This window comes from Pseudarthrobacter chlorophenolicus A6, from assembly GCF_000022025.1.
GTDB lineage: Bacteria > Actinomycetota > Actinomycetes > Actinomycetales > Micrococcaceae > Arthrobacter > Arthrobacter chlorophenolicus.
Window position 1 is genome coordinate 2930722 of record NC_011886.1, and the last position, 26265, is coordinate 2956986.

General features: G+C 67.1%; 21 protein-coding genes. 8 read left to right on the forward strand and 13 right to left on the reverse strand.

Annotated elements, in window-relative coordinates:
* Positions 1-8 precede the first annotated feature (8 nt).
* The 4 genes from tsaB to ACHL_RS13175 all read right to left on the reverse strand — a co-directional run bounded on the left by tsaB (position 9) and on the right by ACHL_RS13175 (position 3778).
* Positions 9-680: a tRNA (adenosine(37)-N6)-threonylcarbamoyltransferase complex dimerization subunit type 1 TsaB gene (tsaB, locus tag ACHL_RS13160; protein ID WP_015937779.1), complete on the reverse strand. Its 672-nt coding sequence runs from the start codon at positions 678-680 to the stop codon at positions 9-11.
* Positions 680-1315: a tRNA (adenosine(37)-N6)-threonylcarbamoyltransferase complex ATPase subunit type 1 TsaE gene (gene tsaE, locus ACHL_RS13165; protein WP_015937780.1), complete on the reverse strand. Its 636-nt coding sequence runs from the start codon at positions 1313-1315 to the stop codon at positions 680-682. Before tsaE ends, tsaB begins: the two co-directional genes overlap by 1 nt.
* On the reverse strand, positions 1312-2544 hold the full coding sequence (gene alr, locus ACHL_RS13170; RefSeq protein WP_043794069.1) for an alanine racemase: 1233 nt from the start codon (positions 2542-2544) through the stop codon (positions 1312-1314). Before alr ends, tsaE begins: the two co-directional genes overlap by 4 nt.
* Before the next feature lie 142 nt (positions 2545-2686).
* The gene (locus ACHL_RS13175; protein ID WP_015937782.1) at positions 2687-3778 is read right to left on the reverse strand and encodes a carbohydrate kinase family protein; all 1092 of its coding nucleotides are present in this window, start codon (positions 3776-3778) and stop codon (positions 2687-2689) included.
* A 70-nt stretch (positions 3779-3848) separates the two neighbouring features.
* Between ACHL_RS13175 and ACHL_RS13180 the strand changes: the two genes are divergently transcribed.
* The 4 genes from ACHL_RS13180 (at position 3849) to ACHL_RS13195 (ending at position 9523) form a co-directional block, all read left to right on the forward strand.
* Positions 3849-5246 (forward strand): family 4 glycosyl hydrolase, encoded by a 1398-nt coding sequence (locus ACHL_RS13180; RefSeq protein WP_015937783.1) that lies wholly within the window; start codon positions 3849-3851, stop codon positions 5244-5246.
* 87 nt (positions 5247-5333) lie between these two features.
* On the forward strand, positions 5334-6596 hold the full coding sequence (mshA, locus tag ACHL_RS13185) for a D-inositol-3-phosphate glycosyltransferase (protein WP_015937784.1): 1263 nt from the start codon (positions 5334-5336) through the stop codon (positions 6594-6596).
* A gap of 4 nt (positions 6597-6600) precedes the next feature.
* Positions 6601-8277, forward strand: coding sequence for a formate--tetrahydrofolate ligase (locus ACHL_RS13190; RefSeq protein WP_015937785.1), 1677 nt, complete (start codon positions 6601-6603; stop codon positions 8275-8277).
* A 286-nt stretch (positions 8278-8563) separates the two neighbouring features.
* Positions 8564-9523 carry a DUF559 domain-containing protein gene (locus ACHL_RS13195; protein WP_015937786.1) on the forward strand — a complete coding sequence of 320 codons (960 nt, stop codon included), beginning with the start codon at positions 8564-8566 and terminating at the stop codon, positions 9521-9523.
* On the opposite strand, the gene ACHL_RS13200 is transcribed toward ACHL_RS13195, so the two are convergent.
* Positions 9520-10056, reverse strand: a complete 537-nt coding sequence (locus tag ACHL_RS13200; RefSeq protein WP_015937787.1) for a DUF2306 domain-containing protein — start codon at positions 10054-10056, stop codon at positions 9520-9522. The two genes, ACHL_RS13195 and ACHL_RS13200, sit on opposite strands and share 4 nt — an antisense overlap.
* A 78-nt stretch (positions 10057-10134) precedes the next feature.
* Between ACHL_RS13200 and ACHL_RS13205 the strand changes: the two genes are divergently transcribed.
* On the forward strand, positions 10135-10758 hold the full coding sequence (locus ACHL_RS13205; protein WP_015937788.1) for a MerR family transcriptional regulator: 624 nt from the start codon (positions 10135-10137) through the stop codon (positions 10756-10758).
* Positions 10759-10869: 111 nt separating this feature from the next.
* Here ACHL_RS13205 and ACHL_RS13210 read toward each other — a convergent pair whose 3' ends face one another.
* The 8 genes from ACHL_RS13210 to glmS form a co-directional block, all read right to left on the reverse strand.
* Positions 10870-11955, reverse strand: a complete 1086-nt coding sequence (locus ACHL_RS13210) for an inositol-3-phosphate synthase (protein WP_015937789.1) — start codon at positions 11953-11955, stop codon at positions 10870-10872.
* A 159-nt stretch (positions 11956-12114) separates the two neighbouring features.
* Positions 12115-13155 carry an L-glyceraldehyde 3-phosphate reductase gene (gene mgrA / locus ACHL_RS13215; RefSeq protein ID WP_015937790.1) on the reverse strand — a complete coding sequence of 347 codons (1041 nt, stop codon included), beginning with the start codon at positions 13153-13155 and terminating at the stop codon, positions 12115-12117.
* A 113-nt stretch (positions 13156-13268) separates the two neighbouring features.
* Entirely contained in the window at positions 13269-15038 is a 1770-nt protein-coding gene (treZ, locus tag ACHL_RS13220; protein WP_015937791.1) for a malto-oligosyltrehalose trehalohydrolase, read from the reverse strand.
* On the reverse strand, positions 15035-17365 hold the full coding sequence (gene treY / locus ACHL_RS13225) for a malto-oligosyltrehalose synthase (protein ID WP_015937792.1): 2331 nt from the start codon (positions 17363-17365) through the stop codon (positions 15035-15037). The genes treZ and treY overlap by 4 nt, the downstream gene beginning before the upstream one ends.
* Positions 17362-19620 carry a glycogen debranching protein GlgX gene (gene glgX / locus ACHL_RS13230; RefSeq protein WP_015937793.1) on the reverse strand — a complete coding sequence of 753 codons (2259 nt, stop codon included), beginning with the start codon at positions 19618-19620 and terminating at the stop codon, positions 17362-17364. Before glgX ends, treY begins: the two co-directional genes overlap by 4 nt.
* Before the next feature lie 69 nt (positions 19621-19689).
* Positions 19690-21300 carry an NAD(P)H-hydrate epimerase gene (locus ACHL_RS13235; protein WP_015937794.1) on the reverse strand — a complete coding sequence of 537 codons (1611 nt, stop codon included), beginning with the start codon at positions 21298-21300 and terminating at the stop codon, positions 19690-19692.
* 28 nt (positions 21301-21328) lie between these two features.
* Positions 21329-21676, reverse strand: a complete 348-nt coding sequence (locus ACHL_RS13240; protein WP_013601780.1) for a holo-ACP synthase — start codon at positions 21674-21676, stop codon at positions 21329-21331.
* Positions 21677-21908: 232 nt separating this feature from the next.
* Complete coding sequence (glmS, locus tag ACHL_RS13245) at positions 21909-23801, reverse strand: glutamine--fructose-6-phosphate transaminase (isomerizing) (RefSeq protein WP_015937795.1); 1893 nt, start codon at positions 23799-23801, stop codon at positions 21909-21911.
* 104 nt (positions 23802-23905) lie between these two features.
* On the opposite strand from glmS, the gene coaA reads away from it, so the two are divergent.
* The 3 genes from coaA to mscL all read left to right on the forward strand — a co-directional run bounded on the left by coaA (position 23906) and on the right by mscL (position 26247).
* Positions 23906-24901, forward strand: a complete 996-nt coding sequence (gene coaA / locus ACHL_RS13250; protein ID WP_015937796.1) for a type I pantothenate kinase — start codon at positions 23906-23908, stop codon at positions 24899-24901.
* 5 nt (positions 24902-24906) lie between these two features.
* Positions 24907-25767 carry a M15 family metallopeptidase gene (locus tag ACHL_RS13255; RefSeq protein WP_015937797.1) on the forward strand — a complete coding sequence of 287 codons (861 nt, stop codon included), beginning with the start codon at positions 24907-24909 and terminating at the stop codon, positions 25765-25767.
* A 90-nt stretch (positions 25768-25857) separates the two neighbouring features.
* A complete protein-coding gene (mscL, locus tag ACHL_RS13260; RefSeq protein WP_015937798.1) occupies positions 25858-26247 on the forward strand; it encodes a large conductance mechanosensitive channel protein MscL in 390 nt (129 codons plus the stop codon).
* Positions 26248-26265 lie beyond the last annotated feature (18 nt).

Sequence of the window (26265 nt, forward strand, 5' to 3'; positions counted from 1 at the left end):
GGCGGCGCTCACAGCGCCCTCTTCCGCGGCCCCGGGACCTGGGCGTCGGATTCCCGGAGGTAGAGGGGCGTTGAGTCCAGGAGCGCCCCACCGGAAGCCAGCCTGGCCAGGGCAAACTGCCCCAGGTACAGGGCGTCCGGCTGCTCACCGGCGAACTCGGGGTCCGCCCGGAGAGAGTCCGCGTACAGTCCGGCGCCCGCACCGTAGGCGGGCAGGTCCGGCAGGTCCGCGGCGAAGCCAACATGCGGCCCGTCTTCGAGCACCGGCAATTGTCCTCCGGACAGGCTGTAGCGTGCCCAGTAGACCTCTTTGCGGCGCGCATCGGTGACCACCAGGAACTCGGGGGCTGCCGCCGTCGACTCGGCCACCTCCAGGGCGATCGCGTCGAGGCTCATCAGGCCGTGCAAGGGCTTGCCCCATACGAAGGCCAGGGTGCGTGCGGTGGCGATGCCGGACCGCAGGCCGGTGAACGGGCCGGGTCCCACGCCCACCACCAGGGCGTCGATGTCTTCGCCCGCGACGCCGGCGTCGGCCAGCATTCCGGCGATGCCCGGGGCCAGCACCTCGGCGTGGCTGCGGGTGTCCTCGGTGGAGAAGTTGGCAACGACGCCTTCCGGGGCATCGTCGGAGACCAGGGCTGCGCTGGCCACGGCCGAGGTGTCGATGGCGAGGATCAGCATCAGTTGATCCCTCCTGCCGCGTCCAGTTCCGGGGCGTCCGCCCACCGTGGGCCGTATCCGCGCATCACGATGGTGCGTGGCTCGTCGGTGTCGTCCGTATCAAAGTCGAGGCTTCCGTTCCCGCCGTCCGGTCCGCCGTCCATGGCAGCAGCTGCCCCGGCGCCGAAGGACACGCCGCCGAGGCCAATGGCCCGGTGCAGGTCGATCTCCAGCCTGTTCTCGCTCAGGTGTTCCACACGGTCGTGGCCCCACTCCACCACTGTCACGGAAGTATCCATGGTGTTCTCAAGGTCGATGTCGTCCACTTCAGCTGCGGAACCGAGGCGGTAGGCGTCCACGTGAACCAGATCCGGGCCGCCGGGGCGGGGTCCGTCAGGAAGGTTGGGGTGGATGCGGACCAGCACGAACGTGGGGGAAATAATTCCAGACCGCACTCCCAGTCCCTCCCCCAGCCCCTGGGTCAGCGTGGTCTTCCCGGCACCCAGCTCGCCGGAGAGCACCACCAGGTCCCCGGCGTCCAGGACCTGCGCCAGCCCTGCGCCGAGCGCATGGGTCTGGTCCGCCGTCGTGGCCGTATAGGTCTTTTCCCAGTTGGCCTTCGCCGCCTGGCCAGGCGTGTGGTCCGCTGCGCTCACAAGGCCCCCTCGCTGCCCGCGGCAGATGCGTCTCCGCCGCCGGACGTGTCCTGTTCGTTGATGAAGCGGCGCGGCACGCGTGGACTGATCCGTGTGACGATCTCATAGTTGATGGTCCCGGCGGCGCGCGCCCAGTCATCAGCCGTGGGACCGCCGTCGGCACCGCTGCCGAAAAGCTCAGCCTCGGCACCCAGCAGCGCTGCCCCCTGCACTCCCTGGCCGAGATCGATGACCATCTGGTCCATGGCGATGCGGCCCACCACCGGGTAGGTGGTGCCGGCCACCCGGACCGGCCCGCCGGTGGCGACCCGCGGGATGCCGTCGGCGTAGCCCAGCGGGATCAGGCCCAGCGTGCTGGCGGCGGCAGTCCGGTAGTGGAGCCCGTACGAAACCCCTTGCCCGGCCGGGACCACCTTGCACTGGGACACCTTGGTCCGCAGCGCCATGGCAGGACGCAGGCCAAGTTCCGCGGAGGTCTGCCCGTCAAAGGGCGAAAGCCCGTAGATGCCCAGCCCCACGCGCACCAGGTCGAAGTGGGTGTCCGGCCGGGACAGGGTGGCGGGGGTGTTGGCCAGGTGCCGGACTTCGGCGTCCACCCCGGCGTCTTCCGCCACTGCCAGCGCGTCGCGGAAGGCCGCCAGCTGGTGGTCGGTCTCGGGGCGTTCCGGTTCGTCGGCGACAGCGAGGTGGGAGAAGATGCCCACCACCCGGAGCAGGCCCTGGTCCTGGTACTCCATCGCTTCGCCCACCAGCGTGTCCCAGTACTCGAGCGTGGCGCCGTTGCGTCCCAGCCCGGTGTCCACCTTGAGGTGGATCCTGGCCGGGCGTTCCTGCTCGCGGGCTGCGGCAACAATCCGCTCAAGTTCCCATCCCGAGCAGCCGATGTCGACGCCGGCCGCCACCGCCGCACCGAAGTTGCTGTCCGTGGTGTGCAGCCATGCCAGCAACGGTGCGTCGATGCCGGCAGCACGCAGGGCCAGGGCCTCGGAGATGTGGGCCACTCCCAGCCAGGAAGCGCCGGCCTCCAGCGCGGCCCGGGCAACAGGGACGGCACCGTGCCCGTAGGCATCGGCCTTGACCACGGCCATGACCTTGGCCGGTGAGGCAGCGGCAGCGAGCCGGCGGACATTGTGCCGGATGGCGTCCAGGTCGATCACGGCGGAACGCTCGTAGTGGGGATCGTGCACTGAAGCAGCGCTGATTTCACCGGTTGGGGCGGGGTAAGTCACGGAAGTGATTCTAGTAGGGGTGCCTGCGGCCGAATAATCGGACGTCCGGCGCCGCAGGGTGCCGGGCGGGTTGAGGGGCAACGTCCGGTCAGGCGGCAGGCGCTGATCTGAGGGCTGAGACGGTCCAGGTTCCAGCAGCCGCTCAGGCGTCCGAAAGGTGGGCGATGGTGGCTGAGGCCCTGCGCTGGGCAGCCTGCGGGACGTCCTGGATGATCTCTTCCAGGAACCCGAAACGGCGCAGCCACTGGCTCATCTGCCGTTCGGGCCGGGCATTGGCGCGTTTCCACCAGTCGGCGATGTCTCCCCAGCCGGGGGCGGCAAGCGAGCCGCCCACTTCCTGCACCGCCAGGGAGGCGCACAGGTTGGCGAACCGGAGCCTGTTGCCCAGCGGCCACCCGGCCAGCGTGCCCACGATGAACGCGGCGTCGAAACAGTCACCTGCTCCGGTGGGGTCAAGCGCCTTGACCGGCAGGGACGGAACCCATTCCTCCTCCCCCGATTCCGAATCGACGGCAAGCGCCCCCTGCGGCCCCAGGGTCACCACGGCCACCGGGACCCGGTCCGCGAGCGCGTACAGGGCGGACCAGGCGTTGTCCTTTCCGGTCAGCGCCATGGCTTCACGCTGGTTGGGCAGGAACGCGTGGAAGTACTGCAGGTTTTCCAGCCGGACCGGTGCCCATTCCCCGGTGGGGTCCCAGCCCACGTCACCGAAGAGCTTAACGCCGGCGCCGTGGGCGGCGCGTGCCCAGGGTTCCACTTCCAGGCCCACCTCCGCGATGCCGGCCAGGGTGGGCGGCGGCTCCCCGATGAGCTCAGAGGACGTAACCGGGGCTGCATGCCCGTGGGTGACCATGGAACGGTCCTTCTCAACGCACAGCGACACCGTCACCGGTGAATGCCACCCCTCCACCCGGCGGGACAGGCTCAGGTCCACGCGTTCCTGGCCGGCGAGGATCTTCCAGTTGAAGTCCCCGTAGCCGTCGTCGCCGAAGACCGCCGCCAGGCCGGTCCGCAGCCCCAGCCGGGCGGCGGCGATGGCCTGGTTCGCCACCCCGCCCGGGCAGCTGCCCATGCCGTCGCTCCAGATTTCCGTCCCCGGTTCAGGGCCGTGCGGCAGCCCGGTGAAAATGATGTCCTGGAAGACGGTTCCGGCCAGCAGGAGATCGAACCCGGGCCCGGAGTGTTTCCGGACCGAGGCCAGCGGATCAAAAGGGCGTGCCGGCATCGCGTCCATGTCCGGCACACTACGCCCTGCCACCGACATCCGGTAGAGGAGCGCCCGGGGCCGCCCTAGACTGCTGGGTATGCGGCTTCTGATTGCCGGCGGCGGCGGTTTCCGGGTGCCGCTCATTTACCGGGCGCTGGTTTCGGGCCGCTTTGCCGGGCTGGTCACCGAACTGGTGCTGTACGACGTCGATCCCGCCCGCCTGGCGGCCGTCGCCACCGTGCTGCACAGCATGCCGGCCGGCCCCGGCCCCCGGCTTCCGGTCCGGGCCACCACCGATCTGGCCCACGCCCTCCCCTCGACTGACATGGTGTTTGCCGCCATCCGTCCGGGCGGCACCGCCGGTCGGATCGCTGACGAGAAAGTGGCCCAGGATTTGGGGCTGCTGGGTCAGGAAACCACAGGCGCGGGCGGCATCTCCTATGCGCTGCGGACCATTCCGCACATGGTGCACCTGGCCCGGCTAATGGTCAAGCACTGCCCCGGAGCCCGGCTGATCAACTTCACCAACCCGGCAGGCATGGTCACCGAGGCCCTCGTTCCCGTGCTGGGAAACAGGGTGGTGGGCATCTGCGACTCCGCTGGCGCCCTGGTGCAGCGCGCAGCACACGCCGCAGGAGCGGACCTGCCGGAGGGAAGGCTCGACGGCGTGGGCTACTTCGGGCTGAACCACCTGGGCTGGCTGTACCGGCTGGAGTCCGGCGGCCGCAACCTGCTGCCGGGCCTGCTGGCCGATCCCGCCGCCCTCGCGTCCTTCGAGGAGGGCCGGTTGTTCGACCAGCCGTTCCTGGCAGGGCTCGGCATGCTGCCCAACGAGTACCTGTACTACTACTACCGGGCCGATGCCGCCCGGCGTGTCATGCGGGCCATGCAGCAGACGCGCGGCGAGAGCATCCACGAACAGCAGCAGGACCTCTATCCACGCCTGGCAGGCGCCGGGAAGGACGCCTTCCACATGTGGGATGCAGCCCGCCGGTCCCGCGAGGAGGGCTACCTGGCCGAGGCACGCCCTGAAGGTACCCAGCGCGACGAAGACGACCTCGCCGGCGGCGGCTACGAACGCGTGGCACTCTCCGCCATGCGGGCGCTCTCCGGGGCTGGCGGGACGCAGCTGATCCTGAACGTCCGAAACGCCCTGGACCCAAGTACCCACGAACCGGCCATTCCGGGACTGCCCGCGGACGCCGTCGTCGAACTTCCCTGCATGGTGACGGCCGACGGCGCGCGGCCGCTTCCCCAGCAGGCTCCGCCCGCGCCGCAGCTCGAGCTGCTGCGGCGGGTCAAGGAGGTGGAGCGGCTCACCGTCCACGCGGCCACTGCCGGGGACCGGGGCGCCGCACTCGCGGCTTTCGCGCGGCATCCGCTGGTGGATTCGGAAGAACTGGCAGGCAGGCTCCTGTCCGGATATGAGGAAGCATTTCCGGAGCTGGGGTCGCTGTGGCGTGGCGGGACGGCGGCTGCGGCCCCGGCTGGCTGAAGGAGTAATGTTTTACCGAGTGCGCACCGAACGGGTACCCGGGACTGGTGCGCCCGTACTACGCGCCGGCGGCCGGAAGGAGGTCCCTTGGCATTGATCCGCAGGGTGGCCCTGCTGTCACTCCACACCTCGCCCATGGAACAGCCTGGTTCCGGCGATGCCGGCGGCATGAACGTCTACATCCGTGAACTGGCCTCGGCCCTGGCCGAAGCCGGCGTCGAAGTCGAGATCTTCACGCGCGCCACCTCGGCAAGCCAGCCCGCCGTCGAACATCCGGATCCCGGCGTCTGTGTCCACAACGTCCTGGCCGGACCAACGAAGAAGATTCCCAAGGAAGAACTGCCGGGCCTGCTGCACAGCATGGTCGAAGAGATCGAACAGATCCGCCGCCGGCAGCCGCACGGCCGCTATGACGTCATCCATTCGCACTACTGGGTGTCCGGCATCGCCGGGCTGGAGCTCTCTGAACTGTGGGGTGTGCCGCTGGTCCACACCATGCACACCATGGCCAAGGTGAAGAACCTCCTGCTCGAATCCGGCGAACAGCCTGAGCCGCGGCGCCGCGAGGTGGGCGAGCACCGGATCGTGGACGGCGCGGCGCGCCTCATCGCCAACACGAGCTCCGAAGCCGCAGAGCTTGTCTCGCACTACGGTGCGGACTACGACCGGATCGACATCGCCCCCCCGGGCGTGGACCTGGCCACCTTCACCCCGGCGTTCCGGACCAAAGCGCGCAGGGACCACGGCGTGGATCCGGGGACGTTCCACCTCCTGTTCGCCGGCCGCATCCAGCGGCTCAAGGGCCCGCAGGTGCTGGTCAAGGCGGCGGCCCTGCTGCGGCAGCGGCGTCCGGACATCGACCTGCGGCTCACCATCCTGGGCGAGCTCAGCGGCAACAAGGAGTTCAACCTCCGCAAGCTCGTGGCAGACGCGGAGATGGACGACGTCGTCACGCAGCTTCCGCCCGTCACGGCACCTGAGCTGGCGGCCTGGTTCCGCGCGGCCGACGTCGTGGTGATGCCATCCTTCAGTGAATCCTTCGGTCTGGTGGCCCTGGAAGCCCAGGCCTGCGGGACCCCGGTGGTGGCCACCCGGGTGGGCGGGCTCTCCCGCGCCATCTTCCACGGCCGGACCGGGCTGCTGGTGGACGGCCACCACGCGGCCGACTGGGCGGATGCATTCGAGGCCCTCTACGACGATCCAGCCACCCGCGTGGACATGGGCCGGGCCGCCGCCATCCGCGCCCAGAACTCCGGCTGGTCCCGCACGGCCGCCATCACGCTGGAAAGCTACCATGCCGCCGTCGACCGGCACGTGGGCCACCTTGTGCCGGCCGTTCCTGTAACCTGACGCCATGACCGGCGTTCCCAGCGACCTCGAGATAGCACGGGCAGCACGCATAAGGCCCATCGAAGACATTGCCGCTGCCGCAGGGGTGAACGCCGCAGCGCTGGAACAGTACGGGCGTTACAAAGCCAAGATCGATCCCGCCCGGCTGGACGCACCGCCGCCGCACGGCAAGCTGGTGCTGGTTTCGGCCATGTCGCCCACGCCGGCCGGGGAAGGAAAGTCCACCACCACCGTGGGGCTGGCCGACTCCCTGGCGCGGGCCGGCCACAACGTGATGATCGCCCTGCGGGAACCTTCGCTGGGCCCGGTCCTGGGAATGAAGGGCGGCGCCACCGGCGGAGGCTACTCGCAGGTGCTGCCGATGGATGAGATCAACCTGCATTTCACCGGCGATTTCCACGCCATCACCTCCGCCAACAACGCCCTGATGGCACTGGTGGACAACCACATTTACCAGGGCAACGCCCTGAACATCGATCCGCGGCGCATGACGTTCAAGCGGGTCCTGGACATGAACGACCGGGCCTTGCGGGAAGTGGTGATCGGCCTCGGCGGGCCGGCACAGGGCGTACCGCGGCAGGACGGGTTCGACATCACCGTGGCCTCCGAGATCATGGCCGTGTTCTGCCTGGCCACGGACCTGGCCGACCTCCGGGAACGCCTGGGCAGGATCACCTTCGGGTACACCTATGAGCGTGTCCCGGTGACGGTGGCGGACCTGGGAGTGCAGGGTGCGCTGGCCCTGCTGCTCAAGGAAGCCGTCAAACCCAACCTGGTGCAGACCATCGCGGGCACCCCGGCGCTGGTCCATGGCGGCCCGTTCGCCAACATCGCCCACGGCTGCAACTCCCTCATCGCCACCCAGACCGCGCGGCGGCTGGCGGACATCGTGGTGACGGAGGCCGGTTTCGGGGCCGACCTCGGGGCCGAAAAGTTCATGGACATCAAGGCGCGGATCGGCGGGCTGGCCCCGTCCGCCGTCGTGGTGGTAGCCACCGTGCGGGCACTGAAAATGCAAGGCGGGGTGGCCAAGGACCAACTGACCCGGCCGGACATGGCAGCGCTGGAGGCCGGCGTCGAAAACCTGCGCCGGCACGTGCACAACGTGGAGAAGTTCGGTGTAACGCCGGTGGTGGCCATCAACAGGTTTGCCACGGACACGGCGGAGGAACTGGACTGGCTGCTGGCGTGGTGTGCCGCCGAAGGTGTTCCGGCTGCCGTGGCCGACGTGTGGGGCCGGGGCGGCGGCGGTGACGGCGGGGATGAGCTTGCCGCGCTGGTGGCCCGCGCTTTGGATGCGCCGGGCCGGTTCAGGCACCTGTACCCGCTGGAGCTCTCTGTGGAGGACAAGATCCGCACCATCGCGCAGGAGATCTACGGGGCCGACGGCGTGGACTTCTCCGTCCCGGCACTGAAGCGGCTGGCCGATATTGAGCGCAACGGCTGGGGCGGGCTTCCGGTGTGCATGGCCAAGACCCAGTACTCGTTCACGGACGACGCCACCAGGCTCGGCGCCCCCAAGGGCTTCACCATCCACGTCCGCGACCTGCTGCCCAAGACCGGTGCGGGCTTCATCGTGGCGCTGACCGGCGCCGTGATGACCATGCCCGGACTCCCCGCCGTCCCGGCCGCGCTCCGGATGGACGTGGACCCCGACGGCAACCCGGTAGGCCTCACCTAACCCACCCCCGTCCCAGTTGCCCTATCCCCTCCCCCGCCTTCCTCTTTCCCCGCATCACTCCCAACGCGCGCTCACTCGTGGCGGCCCAATTCCCAACGCGCGCTCACTCGTGGCGGCCCAATTCCCAACGCGCGCTCACTCGTGGCGGCATTCCTCCCAATGCCCGCTCACTCGTGGTGGCACAAATTCCAACGCCCGCTCAATTTAGGATTCAGCGGCCCACGAAGTGGGCTGACTCCTGTGGATAACTTCCGATGCTTGTCGGCTGATTCGGTGAGAATGCAGTATGCGCAGCAGCCCTCCATTACCCCTCCATCTGGCAACCAAGCCCTTCACTGTCGAAAGTGCCGCGAACGCCAATCTGACGCGCGATCGGCTGAGGCGTGCCGACGTCGAGCACGTGGGCCGCGGCCTTTTCCGCCCGGCTTCCTGGGCTTTCGATCTTGAAGAGGCGGCGCGTGCATTGTCGGAGGCAACACCGGGAGCCTGGATATCCCACGTAACGGCGGCTCGGCTGCGCAACTCATGCTTACCGCCGTGGCTTTCGGACTCCAACGAACTCCACCTAAGCAAACCTAAAGCTCTTCCCGGCGTTAGGAGGCAGGGCATCTGCGGTCACCGGGTCATTGCCGGGCCCGGGGAAATCGAGCTGGTGGGAGGGATTTGGCTCAGCACCCGTGCCCGCACGTGGCTGGACCTGGCTCGCATTCTGCCGCTCAACGACCTCGTGGCCTTGGGAGATGAGCTGATCCGAATGCCTCGTCCCGCTTTCGAGGGCAGGGCGGAGGCCTACACTTCCGTCACCGACCTGAAGGCCTTGATCAGCCGGCATCCAAATCTTCAGGGCATCGTCCGTGCCCGGCAGGCACTCGACCTGATGCGTGTCGGATCAGATTCGGCGCCAGAGACGTTCCTACGCCTTGGCATGCTCGACGCCGGTCTTCCGGATCCGGAATTGCAGGTGAGCCTTCGGCAAGGAGACAGCCGTTCTCCGTCAGCCGACCTGGGGTATCGTCAGCGCCGCATCGCGATCCAATACGACGGCGGCCATCACCTTCAAGAGCCACAGCGCCTCAGTGATCGACGCAGAAACAGAGCCTTTGAGGCTGCCGGCTGGACGGTCCTCGTGTTCGACAAGGCCGACTTCGAGGAGAACTTCACGACCGCAATCAAGCACATCAAGCGAGCGGTAAGAGCTTCCGCCATGGATCCTGCAGCCGCATCTGGGTTTGCGCGTGGTCTCTAGCGCCGCTGTGCCACGACTGCATCGCCGCTATTGTCACCGCGGGGCTCCCTGTTACTCCTAGCCGGCGAAACAATGATTTTTCTGTCGCCTCTGATCAGGGATGCATACGCAACACCAACGGACAGCAGCACCAGAGCGGCGACGAAAACGGCCGTGCCGGGATCAGCCAGCAGGAGCAGCGGAATGCTGCGCCCAGGAACCCCCACAGCAAACCCAAAGGCAACAGCGATCCCGATGTAGCTTCCTATCATGTTGCCGCGATGGGCCGGAATATTGCGCCGCACTGCACTGATTAGCCCAAGTGTCACGGTGACGATGGTGAACGCGGACAGCCCGTGCAACCAACTGAAATGCCCGTCACTGACGATCCCGAAACTGCTGAAACACACGTAGTACATGGCTGCCACCCACAGGTATCCCATGGTCCGGTGGATGCGGTCGCGCCGCCGCCGAAGGATCTGCACCGGTCCGACCGCCAGGACAAAGAGTGCCGCAACAACGTGGGTGACAAGTAAGGCGTTCCAATGCTCCATAGCTCTAAGATAGAGGCACTATCCAGTTCTTGTACATCAAGATAGTGGACCGGCTGTCCGCTACCTTATGGAGGCGCCATGCAGCTGAAGGAGCTCAGCGAACTCACCGGGACGTCCGCGGCCAGCATCAAGTACTACCTGCGCGAAGGACTCTTGCCGCCCGGCGAGTCCGTCCATGCCACGCGCGCAAGTTACACCCGGGCCCACGTCGATCGATTGGAGTTGATCCGCTCACTGCGTCAGATCGTGGGCCTGAGTATCGAACAGATCCGCAGCATTGTGAAAATGGCGGACGACGGCGTTCCGCACCTGGCGCTGCTGGCCCACGTCCAGAGCGTGGTCCTGAAGCTTGGGACCGGCGGCGGCGAGGTTGGCCGCACATCCGCGGCAGACGCCGTCGTACGCATGCGGGACTGGCCCGACGTGCACAGCGACGCCCGCGACGCGCTCAACCGGCATATCTCCCGCATGCAGGAGCTTGGCATCGAGCTGCCGCCGGACCTGCTGGATCAGTACAGCAGCGCGGTGGACTCTATCGCCGGGTTTGACCTGACCGCCACCACCAGGGGGCAGGACACAGACCGCATCATCCTCACTGCTGCCGTCGGAATGCACATGCACTCGGAGCTTATGCTCAAGCTTTTGGCCCTGGCACAGGCCAGCCACGCCATCCGCCGCCTGACAATCACGGGCGACCCTTAACGATGAACGCTCCCCCGTGAAGACCGGAGGAGCGTTCATCAAGGAACCGCCACTACTGAGCGCGCATCCCCAAAGGAACCGCCACTACTGAGCGCGCGTTCGGGTAGGTGCTTAGCGCTCCAGGTCGCCGCGGATGAAGGCCTCAACCTTTTCGCGGGCGAGGTCGTCGTTGAACTGCTCCGGCGGCGACTTCATGAAGTAGCTCGAGGCGGACAGCAGGGGGCCGCCGATGCCGCGGTCCAGGCCGATCTTGGCGGCGCGGATGGCGTCGATGATCACGCCGGCGGAGTTGGGCGAGTCCCAGACTTCCAGCTTGTACTCCAGCGACACGGGCGCGTCACCGAAGTTGCGGCCTTCCAAGCGGACGAAAGCCCACTTGCGGTCATCGAGCCACTGGACGTAGTCGGACGGGCCAATGTGGACGTCCTTGGCGGCAAGGTCAGCTTCGACGTTGGAGGTGACAGCCTGGGTCTTGGAGATCTTCTTGGACTCGAGGCGGTCGCGCTCCAGCATGTTCTTGAAGTCCATGTTGCCGCCGACGTTCAGCTGGTACGTGCGGTCCAGGGTGACGCCGCGGTCCTCGAACAGCTTGGCCATGACGCGGTGCGTGATGGTGGCACCGATCTGGCTCTTGATGTCGTCGCCAACGATCGGAACACCGGCGGCGGTGAACTTGTCCGCCCACGTCTTGGTGCCGGCGATGAACACGGGAAGGGCGTTGACGAACGCAACTCCGGCGTCGATGGCGGCCTGGGCGTAGAACTCGGCAGCTGCCTGGGAGCCGACGGGCAGGTAGCAGACCATGACGTCAACGTTGGCGTCCTTGAGGGCCTGAACCACGTCAACGGGCTCTTCGGTGGATTCCTCGATGGTCTCGAGGTAGTACTTGCCGAGGCCGTCCAGCGTGTGGCCGCGCTGGACGGTCACGCCGGTGGGCGGGACGTCGGCGATCTTGATGGTGTTGTTTTCGCTGGCGAGGATGGCATCGGCGAGGTCGTTGCCCACCTTTTTGCCGTCGACGTCGAAGGCGGCCACGAACTGGACATCGCCCACGTGGTACTGGCCGAACTCAACGTGCATGAGGCCCGGGATGGTCGCCTTGGGGTCGGCGTCCTTGTAGTACTGGACTCCCTGCACCAGCGAGGCGGCGCAGTTGCCTACGCCGACGATTGCGACACGGATCGGATGTGAAGACACGAAACTCCTTAGGACAAACGTCAGCCGGCCTGGTAATGCGTCGGGGAAATTGCGACGGCGGCCGGCTGGGACAGCGCCGCGCGGCGCCTATTCATAGTACCCAACACAGCGGGACCGGCTATTGTTCCGCCGGTCCCGCTGCGTAAGAAAGGGGTTTCGTCAGACGGTCTGCTTCCACAGGTTGATGTCCGATTCGACCGCGAATTCATCGATGGCGGTCAGTTCGTCAGCACTGAACCCTAGGTTGTTGATGGCGGAGAGCGTGTCCTCGAGCTGGCGCACGCTGGATGCCCCCACCAGCGCCGATGTCACCGGAGAGCCCTTCGGCTGGTCCCGGAGGATCCAGGCGATGGCCATCTGGGCGAGCGTCTGGCCGCGGCCTTCGGCAATGGCTTTCAGGCCCCGGATGCGGGCGAGCTTCTCGTCCGTGATGGCGTCCTCGGACAGGAACCTGGCCTTGGCTGCGCGGGAATCGTCCGGGATGCCGTTGAGGTAGCGGTCGGTGAGCATGCCCTGGGCCAGCGGGGAGAAGGCGATGGATCCTGCCCCCACCTGGTCGAGCGCCTCGTAGAGGTTGGGGGTGCCGTTCTCGGTCCAGCGGTTGAACATGGAGTAGCTGGGCTGGTGGATGAGCAGCGGTGTGCCGAGCTCCTTGAGGATCCGGGCAGCTTCGATGGTCTGCTCCGGGGTGTATGAAGATATTCCCGCGTAGAGCGCCTTGCCCGAGCGGACGGCGTAGTCGAGGGCGCCCATGGTTTCTTCCAGCGGCGTTTCCGGGTCCGGCCGGTGGCTGTAGAAGATGTCCACGTAGTCCAGCCCCATGCGCTCCAGCGACTGGTCCAGGCTGGAAAGCAGGTACTTCCGTGAGCCCCACTCGCCGTAGGGGCCGGGCCACATGTAGTAGCCGGCCTTCGTGGAGATGACCAGTTCATCGCGGTACGGCTTGAAGTCGTCCTTCAGGTGTCGGCCGAAGTTGGTCTCGGCGGAGCCGTCCGGCGGGCCGTAGTTGTTGGCGAGGTCGAAGTGGTTCACGCCAAGGTCGAAGGCCCGGCGCAGGATGGCGCGCTGTTCGTCGAAGCGCTTGTCGTCACCAAAGTTGTGCCAGAGGCCCAGGGAGATGGCCGGCAGCTTCAGGCCGCTGCGGCCCACCCGGCGGTAGGGCATGGATTCGTAGCGGTCTTCCGCCGCGGAATAAGTCATGGGTTCCATCCTGCCAGCTGTGACCGGCGCAACAGGCAGGACTGCAAAATTTACGCCGCGGGCTGACAATGCCAGCCCGCGGCGTAACCCGCACGCGTCAAGGAACGGATCCGTCAGGACTTCACGATGGCGGCGCTCCACGGCGCGAGGGCGAGGGCGTCGCCGTCCTGGCTTGTCCCCTCGTCGGTGGAGAGCAGGAGGGTCCCGCCTGCACTGTCCAGCCGGACTTTCGCGTCGGCGAAGTTCACCAGCACCTCCACGCTGCCGCGGCGGAACCGCAGCCAGCCGGAGTCGTCGTCGAACGCCACCCCGGTCTCCCCGAAACCAAGTCCGGCCAGCTCCGGGTGCTCCCGCCGCAGCGCGGTGAGGGACTTGTACAGCTCGAGCAGGCGGGCGTGGTCACCCATAGCGGCCTCGTCCCAGTTGAGCTTGGACCGGCGGAAGGTTTCGGGGTCCTGGGGATCAGGCACGACGGCGGGATCCCACCCCATGCGCTCAAATTCCTTGATGCGCCCTTCCGCGGTGGCCTTGCCGAGCTCGGGTTCCGCGTGGGAGGTGAAGAACTGCCACGGTGTGGTGGCCCCGTATTCCTCCCCCATGAACAGCATGGGGGTGAACGGCGAGGTCAGCGTAAGTACCGCAGCCACGGCCAACTGCCCGTAGGACAGCGACTGCGAGAGCCTGTCCCCCGTGGCCCGGTTGCCGATCTGGTCGTGGTTCTGGTTGCACACCACCAGCGCCGCCGGGGTTACCAGCGAGGCGTTGATGGGCCTGCCGTGGTGACGGCCGCGGAAGCTGGAGTAGCTGCCGTCGTGTAGGAAGCCGTCTTTCAGTACCTTGGCTAGCACGGCCAACGACTCGAAGTCGGAGTAATACCCGGTGGTTTCGCCGCTAACGCTGACGTGGACGGCGTGGTGGAAGTCGTCGCTCCACTGCCCTTCCAGGCCGTACCCGTTGGCGTCCCGCGGATAGATCAGGCGGGGGTTGTTCAGGTCGGACTCTGCAATCAGCGTTTTGGGGAGGCCGGTTTCGGCGGAGACCGCGTCACCCAGGGCCCCGAGTTCTTCGAGGATGTGCACCGCACGCTCGTCGCGCAGGGCATGCACGGCGTCGAGGCGGAGCCCGTCCACGTGGTAATCCCGGAGCCACAGCGCGAGGTTGTCGAGGATGTACTCGCGGACCACGTCCGAGCCTTCGCCGTCGAGGTTGACGGAGTCACCCCAGGTGTTGGCGTCGCCCTGTTTCAGGTATGGGCCGAACTTGGGCAGGTAATTGCCGCTGGGGCCGAGGTGGTTGTACACCACGTCCTGGATGACGCCGAGCCCGGCCGAATGCGCTGCGTCAACGAACCGCTGGTACGCGGCAGGGCCGCCGTAGCCCTCGTGGACGGCATACCACTGCACGCCGTCGTAGCCCCAGTTGTGCGTGCCGTTGAACCCGTTGACGGGCAGCAGCTCCACGAAGTCGATGCCGAGATCCACCAGGTAGCCAAGCTTCCCGGCGGCGGCGTCCAGGGTGCCCTCCGGGGTAAAGGTGCCCACGTGGAGTTCGTAGATTACCGAACCGGTGAGTTTCCTGCCCTTCCAGGCGGAATCCTGCCACGCGTACGCGGCGGGATCGAAGGTCCGGGAGAGGTCGTGGACTCCTGCGGGCACCCGGCGGGACCGGGGGTCGGGCAGCGGGTGGCTGTCGCCGTCGAGCCGGTAGCCGTAGTCCACTTCGCCGTCGGCCGGCGCATCCGGGGCGGTCCACCAGCCCTCCGTTCCGGGCGCGGTGTCCTTCTTCACCATGGGGTATTCCCGGCCGTCCGCCACGAGGATCACCGAGGAGGCGTCCGGCGCCCAGACGTCGAAGCGTTCGGGTCCTTGATTGACCAGGGTCATGCGTTTCCTCCATCCACAGGGACCAGCAGGGCCACGGGGTATGCACCCAGGACGTCAGCCACCAACACGGTGCCGGCACCGAACTCGGCGCCCGTCAGTTCGTCACGCATTGCAGCAGGAAGTTCGACGGCGGTATCGCGCCAGCCGCCGCCGGCTTCCAGGCCCGCAGGCAGCCGCGTTGCCAGGGTCAGGGCCCCGGGCGTGCCGTGGGCCGCACCGCGGGAGAATCCGAGCAGGTGCCCGGCTGCAGCGCCCGTGGCCGTCACCGGGACGTAGCCCTCGAAGAGTTCCGGCCGGTCCCGCTTGAGGCGGAGCGCCCGTGTGGTGGCAAGGAGCTTGCTGGCTTCCGTGCCCGCTTCGGGCAACGTTCCGGCGTCGATCCTGGCCAGCTCGGCCTCCCGGATTGCGAAGTCGACGGGCCGGCGGTTATCGGGATCAGTCAAGGACCGTTCCCAGAATTCGCTGCCTTGGTAGACGTCGGGGACGCCGGGCATGGTCAGCTGGACCAGCTTGGCGGAGAGGGAGTTGGAGGCCGCAAAGGCATCGATGCGTGCAACGAAATCCTCCACCACCCTGGCCACGCCGGCGTCGTCGAATACCGCATCCACGGCCGCCTTCACCCGGGACTCGAAGTCCTCGTCCGGGTCGGTCCACTTCGTGGAGTTGCCGGCTTCTCGGGCGGCCTTCTCGGCGTAGCCCTGGAGCCGTTCCCGGCTGGCAGGCCAGGCGCCCACGATGGCCTGCCACAGCAGGTTTTCGTAGGGGCCGTCCGGGATGGGAGCCAGCTTCCGGAGAGTGTCCAGGGTGGCGGCCCACTCCCCCGGCAGCTCGGCGATCACGGAGATCCGTGCCCGGGCGTCCTCGCTGCGCTTGGTGTCGTGCGTGGACATGGTGGTCATGGACAGCGGCAGCTCGTCCTGCCGCCGGCGCATCCGGTGGTGGAATTCCTCCGGGGACACGGCGAACTCGGTGGGTTCTGCGCCCACCTCGGTCAGCGTGCCCAGGCGGGTGTAGCGGTAGAACGCGGTGTCTTCCACACCCTTGGCCATCACCATGCCGGAGGTCTGCTGGAACCTGACGGCAATGGGATTGGCCGGATCCAACAGCAGCGGAAGGAGTGTCCCGATTGCGACGGCGAGGTCCGGACGGTGTTCTGCGGCAGATTCGCTGGCTTCCTTCAGCACCTCGGCCCCGGTGGGCAGGTAGCTGCGGTAGACCGGGAAGGAAGCGATGATCTCGGCGATGGCGTCGGCTGCTTCCTCCAGCGCCAGTCCGTGGGATTCCGGAACCAGCCTGGCCAGCCGCAGCACCTCGGAGCGGAGGATGCCGTCGGCGATCATCCGCTTGGTGCCGCGGATCATCTCCGCGTAGTCAGCGGCCTCGGGAGCGCCCCGCAACTCCGCGTCCAGTGCGTCCAGGGGCTGCTCCCCGGCAGGATCCACGAACACCCGGTCCACGTCGGCGAGAGCGTCGTACCCGGTGGTGCCCTCGCAGGCGAAGTCCCCCGGCAGCACCTCGCCGGGTTCCAGGATCTTCTCCACCAGGACGTAGGCGCCGCCAGTGAGGTCCTTCAGCCACCGCAGGTAGCCTGCGGGGTCGGCCAGTCCGTCCGGGTGGTCGACGCGCAGGCCATCCACCAGGCCTTCGGTGAACCAGCGGCCAACTTCGGCGTGGGCTTCTTCGAAGACCGCCGGCGTCTCCACCCGGATGCCGGCCAACGTGGTCACCGCGAAGAAGCGGCGGTAGTTGAGCTCGGCGTCGGCGCGGCGCCAGTCCATCAGCTGGTAGTGCTGGCGGCCGTGTACCTCCTGTGGGGAGTCCCCCTCGGAGTAGGTTCCTTCAGCGAGGGGGAATCGGTGGTCGTAGTACCGGAGTTCCCCGTCCTTGATCTCCAGCTTGTCCAGGTCCGCGTCGGAGCCCAGCATCGGGAGCCGGACCTTGCCGCCGCCCAAGTCCCAGTCGACGTCGAACGCTTCCGCGTACCGCGACCCACGGCCTTCCTTCAGCAGCGACCACCACCACGGGTTCTGCACCGGGGTGGCGACGCCCACGTGGTTGGGCACGATGTCCACCAGCACGCCCATGCCGTGCTCGCGGGCGGCACGGGACAGTGCCAGCAGCCCTTCCGGGCCACCACGCTCGGGGTCGACGGCGGAGGGATCGGTCACGTCGTAGCCGTGGTCCGAGCCCTGTTCCGCCGTAAGGATGGGCGACAGGTAGACCCAGTCAACGCCGAGCGATTTGAGGTACGGGACCTTCTCGGCGGCGTCGAACAGGGTGAAACTGCTGCGGATCTGCAACCGGTACGTGGACGCTGGCGTCCTCATGCCTGGGTTTCCTTATCGGCGCCTGTTGCCTTTGCCTCGCTCGCTTCAGCTGCCTTGGTCTGGGCTTCCACCATCTCCTCCTGGGCCTCTTCATGATCGGCCATGGAGGCCAGTGAGGCTGCCGCGGACAGGTCCACTTCGGCTTCCGGGCCGGAGTAGGCGCGCAGCACCACCATGGACTTGGCGTCCAGCGTCAGCGTTGCGCCGGCCTTGAGCGGCTCATAGGCGTCAGCCTGGGCTGCGGTGTCGATCAGGACCTCCCAGTACTGCGAGTACTCGTCCGACGGCAACAGAAAATCCACGTCGTCGTCGTGGGCGTTGAAGGCCATCAGGAAGCTGTCGTCGGTGATGCGGCGCCCACGGGAGTCCTGCTCCTGGATGCCGTCGCCGTTGTAGAAGACACCGATGGTGCGGCCGAACCCGCTGCCCCAGTCCTCGGGCAGCATTTCGGTGCCGTCGGTCTTGAGCCAGACGATGTCGGGCAGCTTCTCGCCCTCGCCGCGGCGCACGGGGCGGCCGTCGAAGAAGCGGCTGCGGCGGAAGGTGGGGTGGTCGTGCCGGAGCTTGTTCACGAAGGCCGTGAATTCCACCAGGGGCTGGTCCATGGCTTCCCAGTGGATCCAGCTCAGCTCGGAGTCCTGGCAGTAGGTGTTGTTGTTGCCCTGTTGGGTGCGGCCCAGTTCGTCTCCGTGGAGGAGCATGGGAACGCCCTGGGAGAGCAGCAGGGTGGCGATGAAGTTCCGCTGCTGGCGGGCGCGGAGGGTCAGCACCTTCTCGTCATCGGTGTCGCCCTCCTCGCCGCAGTTCCAGGACCGGTTGTGCGATTCGCCGTCGTTGTTGCCTTCGCCGTTGGCGTCGTTGTGCTTCTCGTTGTAGGAGACCAGGTCCCGCATGGTGAAGCCGTCGTGGGCGGTGACGAAGTTGATGGAAGCGACAGGACGGCGCGCGGAGCTCTCGTAGAGGTCCGCGGAGCCGGTGAGGCGGGAAGCGAATTCCCCCAGGGTGGACGGTTCGCCGCGCCAGAAGTCGCGGACGGTGTCGCGGTACTTTCCGTTCCATTCCGTCCACTGCGGCGGGAAGTTGCCCACCTGGTAGCCGCCGGGGCCAACGTCCCACGGCTCGGCGATCAGCTTGACCTGGGAAACGATGGGGTCCTGCTGGATGAGTTCGAAGAACGTGGAGAGCTTGTCCACGTCGTAGAACTCGCGGGCCAGGGTGGAGGCAAGATCGAAGCGGAAGCCGTCAACATGCATCTCGGTGACCCAGTAGCGCAGGGAGTCCATGAGCAGCTGCAGGGAGTGCGGGTGGCGGACGTTGAGCGAGTTGCCCGTGCCGGTGTAGTCCATGTAGTGCTTGAGGTCGTTGTCCACCAGCCGGTAGTAGGCCTGGTTGTCGATGCCCTTGAAGGAAAGGGTTGGGCCCAGGTGGTTGCCTTCGGCGGTGTGGTTGTACACGACGTCAAGGATGACCTCGATGCCCGCCCGGTGCAGGTCGCGGACCATGGCCTTGAATTCCTGGACCTGGTGTCCCACGTCGCCGGTGGAGCTGTAGGTATTCTGGGGCGCGAAGAAGCCGATGGTGTTGTAGCCCCAGTAGTTGTTGAGGCCCTTCTCCTGCAGGGTGCCATCGTTGACGAACTGGTGCACCGGCATGAGCTCGATGGCCGTGACGCCGAGCTTCTTCAGGTGCTCGATGACGGCGGGGTGTGCCACGCCTGCGTAGGTGCCGCGCTGCTCTTCGGGGATCTCCGGGTGCAGCTCGGTGAGGCCCTTGACGTGCGCCTCGTAGATGACTGACTGGTGGTACGGGACGCGGAGCTGCCGGTCGCCGTCCCATTCGAAGAACGGGTTGATGACCACACCGTGCATCGTGTGGGCGGCCGAGTCGGCGTCGTTGCGTGAATCCGGGTCACCGAACTCGTAGGAGAAGAGGGCCGGGTCCCAGTCGATCTGGCCCTCGATCGCTTTCGCGTACGGGTCCATCAGGAGCTTGTTCGGGTTGAAGCGGCTGCCGTTGGCGGGCTCGTACGGCCCGTGGACACGGTAACCGTATTTCTGGCCGGGCTGGATGTGCGGCAGGTAGCAGTGCCAGACGTAGCCGTCCACCTCGGTCAGTTCGATCCGCGTTTCGGTGAGGTCGTCAGCCAGGAGGCAGAGTTCCACCCGTTCGGCCTGTTCGCTGAACAGTGCGAAATTGGTGCCGGTGCCGTCAAAGGTAGCTCCCAGCGGGTAGGCAGTTCCAGGCCAGACTTCCATCGTGCTCCTCATTTGTTGGTCAGCAGCAGAGGACATCGGAACGCCCCTACTGCCGGTGCGAACTAATGCCTACCGTAATGGTTGGCTGTGACTATTACGTTTCCAGGCTCCAGAGTTACTAAGCATGCTGACTTTACCCCAGATTTCGGGTATGGCCTCCGCGACCCCACCGGCGGTGATCGGACCGCCCGAACGGGCGTCCGACGCCGCCCTCCCGGCGATGCCGTGCAGCGCAGCTCCCAGCGCGGCCAGCGCAGCCCAGCGGCCGTCGTCGCCCATGCCGAGGAAGCGGTAAGGTTCGACGGCGGAGCCCGCCTGGGCGAGCAGGGCGCCGATGACGCCGGCCAGCACGTCGCCGCTGCCGGCGGTGGCAAGCCACGGCGTGCCATCGGCCTGGCTGAAGGCCTCGCCGCCCGGGATGGCCACCAATGTGGCTGGACCTTTGAGCAGGACGGTGGCCCCGGTCAGGCCGGCTGCCTTGCGGACGGCGTCGAAGGTGGCGGCTTCCACGGCCTCGCGGTCGCCAAACCGGGCGTCAGCTTCGCCTTCCAGGCGCTTCAGCAGGGCGGCGAGCTCACCGGCGTGCGGGGTCAGCACCACGTGCGGCGCGAGTTTCGAGGGCAGGGCCGGCAGCGCACCGGCGTCGGCCACGACGGGAAGGCCGGATTGGATGGCATCGCGCGCCCGTGCCAGCTGTTCGTGGTCCTCCGGCCCCATGCCCGAGCCCACCAGCCAGGCCTGCACGCGGTTGTCCGCCACGGCTCCGTCACTGCACACCACTTCCGGGCAGGACTGGCGCACCAGGTGGGCCACCTCGGGCGGGCCGAGATACCGGACCATGCCCACACCCGCGGCAAGTGCGCCGCGGCAGGCAAGCACGGCAGCGCCCGGGTACTGCACGGAGCCTGCCACGATACCCAGGACCCCGCGTGAATATTTGTGCGCCCGCCGGGCGGGCTGCGGCAACAGCCGGGAGAGCTCCGCCTCCTCGAGCCGGCGGAGGGCCGGAGCGGGAAGGTGTTCTTCGATGCCGATGGGAACCACGTGCACCCTGCCGGCATGGTCCGCGCCCGGGTCAGCCAGCAGCCCTGCCTTGGCACCGCCGAACGTCACCGTCAGGTCGGCGGGCAGCACCGGTCCGGCAGCCTCGCCGGAATCCGCGTTGACGCCGCTGGGAAGGTCGCAGGCCACCACGAAACCGTTGCCGCCGTCAGTGCGGCGCGCCTCAAGGACGGCCTCCACCAAGGCGGCAGCACTCCCCCTCAGTCCGCCTTTCGCACCGGTGCCCAGGATGGCGTCAATGACGACGCCGGCACGGGCGGTTTCAGCGGCCAGCGGCTTGAGTGTCTCTCCGGTCAGTTCCTCCGCATGGCCGCCGGCACGCAGGAAAGCAGCCAGCGCCGCCGGGTGCGCCGCACCGCCGGTGAGGACCGCCGTCGTACGCATGCCGCGACCGGCCAGGAAAGCGGCAGCGTAGAGTCCGTCCCCGCCGTTGTTGCCCTTGCCTGCCAGCACCACCACGCGGGTGCCGTAAAGTCGGCGTCCACGGGCGCGCAGCTCAGTGATGACCGCGTTGGCGAGGCCATGGGCCGCGCGCTGCATCAGGACGTCACCGAGCCCGGCGGCGAGAAGTGGCTCCTCGGCAGCACGGACCTGTGTTCCGCTGTAGGCGCTGATCATCGTCGAAGGTCCCTGCGGGCGGGCCCGGTCAGCCCTCGGCCAGGACCGTTGCCGTGGCGATGCCGCCGTCGTGGCTGATGGACAGGTGCCAGCGCTTGACGCCCTTGGCCTCCGCGACTGCCAGCACCGTGCCCTTGACCTGAACGGTGGGCCCGTTGTGGTCCAGGCCGATCCAGCAGTCCTGCCAGTTCATGCCTGCAGGCGCGCCGAGGACCTTGGCCACGGCTTCCTTGGCGGCGAACCGGGCGGCCAGGGACCGGGTGTTGAGCTCGCGCTCGGCGGGCACGAACAGCCGGTCCCGAAGGCCTGGCGTCCGCTCTAACTGGCGGCCGAACCGCTCGATGTCTACTACGTCTACCCCAATGCCAACGATCATGGGACTACTCTACGGTGACGCCATACGCGCGGAGGACGTTGCACGCCGGTCTTGAGGGTTATCCGCCATCAGCAGAAATGCGTGACTTTTGGGAGAATTTTGAGGAGCGCACGCCGAGTTCCCGGGGCCTCCGTGGCTGCCGCGGGCTGAAAGTTGCGCAAACCTGTTCGGCGGGGGGCGTTAACGCAGAAGTCCCGGGCCACTGGGGCCCGGGACTTCAGCAGTCATGGGACTATTCTACGGTGACGCTCTTGGCGAGGTTGCGCGGCTGGTCCACGTCGTAGCCCTTTGCGGCGGCGAGTTCCGCGGCGAAGATCTGCAGCGGGACGGTGGTCAGCAGGGGCATCAGCAGCGTGGGCGTTTCGGGGACGTAGAAGACGTGCTCGGCGTAGGCCTTCACGGCTTCGTCGCCTTCCTCGGCGATCACCAGGGTCCGGGCGCCGCGGGCACGGATTTCCTGGATGTTGGAGACTACCTTGGCGTGCAGCGAGTCGCGGCCGCGCGGGGACGGGACCACCACGAACACCGGCTGGCCCTCATCGATCAGGGCGATCGGGCCGTGCTTGAGCTCGCCGGCGGCGAAGCCTTCAGCGTGGATGTACGCGATTTCCTTGAGCTTCAGCGCGCCCTCGAGGGCCACCGGGTAGCCCACGTGCCGGCCCAGGAACAGCACGGATTTCTCGTCCGCCATGGACCGGGCCAGTTCCCGCAGGGGTCCGGCGTTGTCCAGGATGGTCTGGATCTTGTCGGGGATCTTGGCAAGGTCCGCGAGGACGTCCTTGATCTGGCCGGAGAAGATGTTTCCGCGCAGCTGCGCCAGGTACAGGCCCAGCAGGTACGCGGCCGTGATCTGGGCCAGGAACGCCTTGGTGGAGGCGACGGCGATCTCCGGGCCGGCGTGCGTGTACAGCACGGCGTCGGATTCACGCGGGATGGTGGACCCGTTGGTGTTGCAGATCGAGATGGTCTTCGCGCCCTGCTCGCGGGCGTACCGGACGGCCATCAGGGTGTCCATGGTCTCCCCGGACTGGGAGATGGAGACCACCAGGGTGTTCTCGTCCAGGATCGGGTCCCGGTACCGGAACTCGTGCGCGAGCTCCACCTCGGTGGGGATCCGGCACCAGTTCTCAATGGCGTACTTGGCCACGGTTCCAGCGTACGCGGCAGTGCCGCAGGCCAGGACCACGATCTTGTTGACCTGCTTGAGCAGCTCCGGGTCGATCCGCAGCTCGCTCAGGGTCAGCTTGCCCTCCAGGTCGGAGCGGCCCAGCAGGGTCTGCGCCACGGCGTCGGGCTGGTCGTGGATTTCCTTCTCCATGAACGAGGAGAAGCCGCCCTTCTTCGCCGAGGCCGGGTCCCAGTCAACGTGGTATTCCTTGCCCGCTGCCGGGTTGCCGAAGAAATCGGTGATCTCCACCGTGTCGGCGGTGATGGTGACGATCTGGTCCTGGCCCAGCTCCACCGCGCGGCGGGTGTAGTCGATGAACCCGGACACGTCCGAGCCCAGGAAGTTTTCGCCTTCGCCCAGGCCCACCACCAGCGGTGAGTTGCGGCGGGCGGCCACGACGACGTCGGGCTGGTCCGCGTGGACAGCGAGCAGCGTGAAGGCGCCCTCAAGGCGCTGGCAGGCCAGTTCCATGGCCTTGGTCAGGCCGCCGTTGGCGACGTCCCCGCCCAGCTGGTTCCGGAAGATGTCCGCCAGCAGCGCGGCAGCAACCTCGGTGTCCGTCTCGGACAGGAAGGTCACACCCTTTTCCACCAGTTCGAGCTTGAGCTCGGCAAAGTTTTCGATGATGCCGTTATGGATCACGGCCAGCTTCCCGCCATCGGCCAGGTGCGGGTGCGCGTTACGGTCCGTGGGGCCGCCATGGGTGGCCCAGCGCGTGTGGCCGATGCCGGTCAGGGTCTCCGGCAGGGGACGCTCCTCCAGCTCGGAGAGCAGGTTGCTCAGCTTCCCGGACTTTTTCCGCGACTCGATCACACCATCCGAGACCACAGCGACGCCCGCCGAGTCATAACCGCGGTACTCCAGCCGGCGAAGCCCTTCAAGGACAACGTCCAAAGCACTGTGACCATTTACAGCGCCGTCAACAGAACGGCCTACATAACCCACGATTCCACACATAGCCTCAAGAGTATCGGGTGGGAACTGGTTGCTTGTAACCCGGTACCGGATCTTGAGCCCTTCTTGCGCGGACCGCCGCGCCCCGGAGCCCCTTCCATTTCGCTATGCGCGGAGCGCGGGGCAGAATCTCTAACGTGACTTTGCAACGCAACGAGGCGAATGGGGAGGGTGCCTCCCCATTCGTGGAACTGGACCGGCAGACCTGGTCCAGGCTGGCAGCCCAGATGGAACAACCCCTCAACGAAGAGGATATTGTCCGCCTGCGCGGCCTTGGCGATCCCCTGGACATGAAGGAAATCCGTGAGGTTTACCTCCCGCTGTCCCGGCTCCTGCACCTTTACGTGGAAGCTGCCGGGCAGCTGCACGCCGCCACCACCACCTTCCTGGGCGAACAGACCCAGCGCACCCCGTTCGTCATCGGCGTTGCCGGGTCCGTTGCCGTGGGGAAGTCCACCATTGCCCGCGTGCTGCGGGAGATGCTGCGGCGTTGGCCGGGTACGCCCAACGTGGAGCTCATCACCACAGACGGCTTCCTGTATCCCCTCGCCGAGCTCAAGCGCCGGCAGCTGCTGGACCGGAAGGGCTTCCCGGAGTCCTATGACCGGCGGGCGCTGCTGCGGTTTGTGAGCGAGATCAAGGGCGGGGCCGAGGAAGTCCATGCACCCTGGTACTCGCATGTCACGTACGACATCGTTCCCGAAAAGGAAGTGGTGGTCCGCCGGCCGGACGTCCTCATCGTGGAAGGCCTGAACGTGCTGGCTCCGGCGCGCCCGCGGCATGATGGCCGGCAGGGGCTGGCGCTGAGCGACTTCTTCGACTTCTCCATCTACGTGGACGCCAAGACCTCCTATATCGAGGAGTGGTACGTGGACCGGTTCCGGAAGCTGCGGACCACAGCGTTCGCGCAGCCGGAGTCCTACTTCCACAGGTATGCCAGTCTGTCCGATGACGAGGCGGAGAGCACCGCCCGGGACATCTGGAAGCGGATCAACGAGCCCAACCTGGAGGAGAACGTCCTTCCCACCAGGGGCCGGGCGCAGCTGGTGCTCACCAAGGACTCGGACCACACCATCCGACGGATGCTCCTAAGGAAGGTCTAGCACAGGTGTGCCACAACTGTGCCGCCTCAGCCATCACGGCCAGCCGCCGGAGCTTCGCCCGCTTCCTCGCCGTGGGGGCCGGGCTGACTGTACTCACCGCCTGCACTCCAGTGGCACCCGAGGCCGCGCCGTCTGCTTCCCCGGTTCCGTCCGCGACGGCGGCGGGCACCCCGGTTGCCGCACCGGAGGCAACAGCGGTGGCCGGCACAGCGCCGGAACCTTCCGCATCCCCCTCACCTTCACCATCCGCAGCCCTCCCCCGTCAGTTCTCGCTGACGGATCCGGCCAGCCCGTGGGTAGTGGTCAACAAGCACCGGCCGCTGGCCCCGGCCGACTATGCGCCGGCGGACCTGGTGAGTCCCGCCGTCGGGATCTCCGCGTCCGGTGAGTCCTCGCTGCTGAACAGTACGACGGCGGCAGCGGCCGAGGCGATGTTCGCGGCTGCGGCGCGGGACGGCGTGGTCATGGTCCTGGCCAGCGGGTACCGCTCCTATGCGACGCAGGTGACTACGTACAACGGGTATGTGGCCGCGCGCGGTCAGGCGGACGCGGACACGGCCAGCGCCCGGCCGGGCTACTCGGAGCACCAGACGGGGTGGTCCTTCGACATTGCCGACGGCGGCGGAGCGTGCGCCTTCCAGCCGTGCTTCGCGGACCAGCCCGCCGCTGTCTGGGCGAAAGCCAACGCCCACCGGTTCGGGTTCGTGGTGCGGTACCCGTGGATGTTCCACGAAACCACGGGGTACTACTACGAGCCGTGGCACCTGCGGTACATCGGCGTGGAGGCGGCCACGGACATGTCCGCACGCGGGATTGTCACGCTCGAGGAGTACTTCGGCGTGGGGGCGGCACCGGGGTACCCCTAACGGATACGGCAACCAACAGGTTCCCAACACGGTCCAAAATAGGGGCCTGGGTTCACGCAGGGTTAACAGACGTGGGCTAGTTTGGAACCCATGTTGACCGGATTCAAGAATTTCATCATGAAGGGCAACGTCGTAGACCTTGCCGTCGCTGTCGTGATGGGTGCCGCGTTCGGCGCCGTCGTCACATCGATCGTGGAAGGGCTGCTCACGCCGCTGATCGGCCTTCTGTTCCAGGCGAAGGGCATCGAGGAGATGCAGTGGGAGGGCTTCCTCTACGGGCGCGTCATCTCCGCCGTCATTTCATTCGTCCTGATTGCCGCCGCCATCTACTTTGTTGTGGTCATGCCGATGAACCACATGATCGAGCGGCGCAACCGCCGGCTCGGCATCAACCAGGACGTCAAGGAAGAATCTGCCGAGGATCCGCAGATCGCCCTGCTCACCGAGATCCGCGACGAGTTGCGAAGCCGCTCGTCCTAGCCGACATGCACAAGAGGC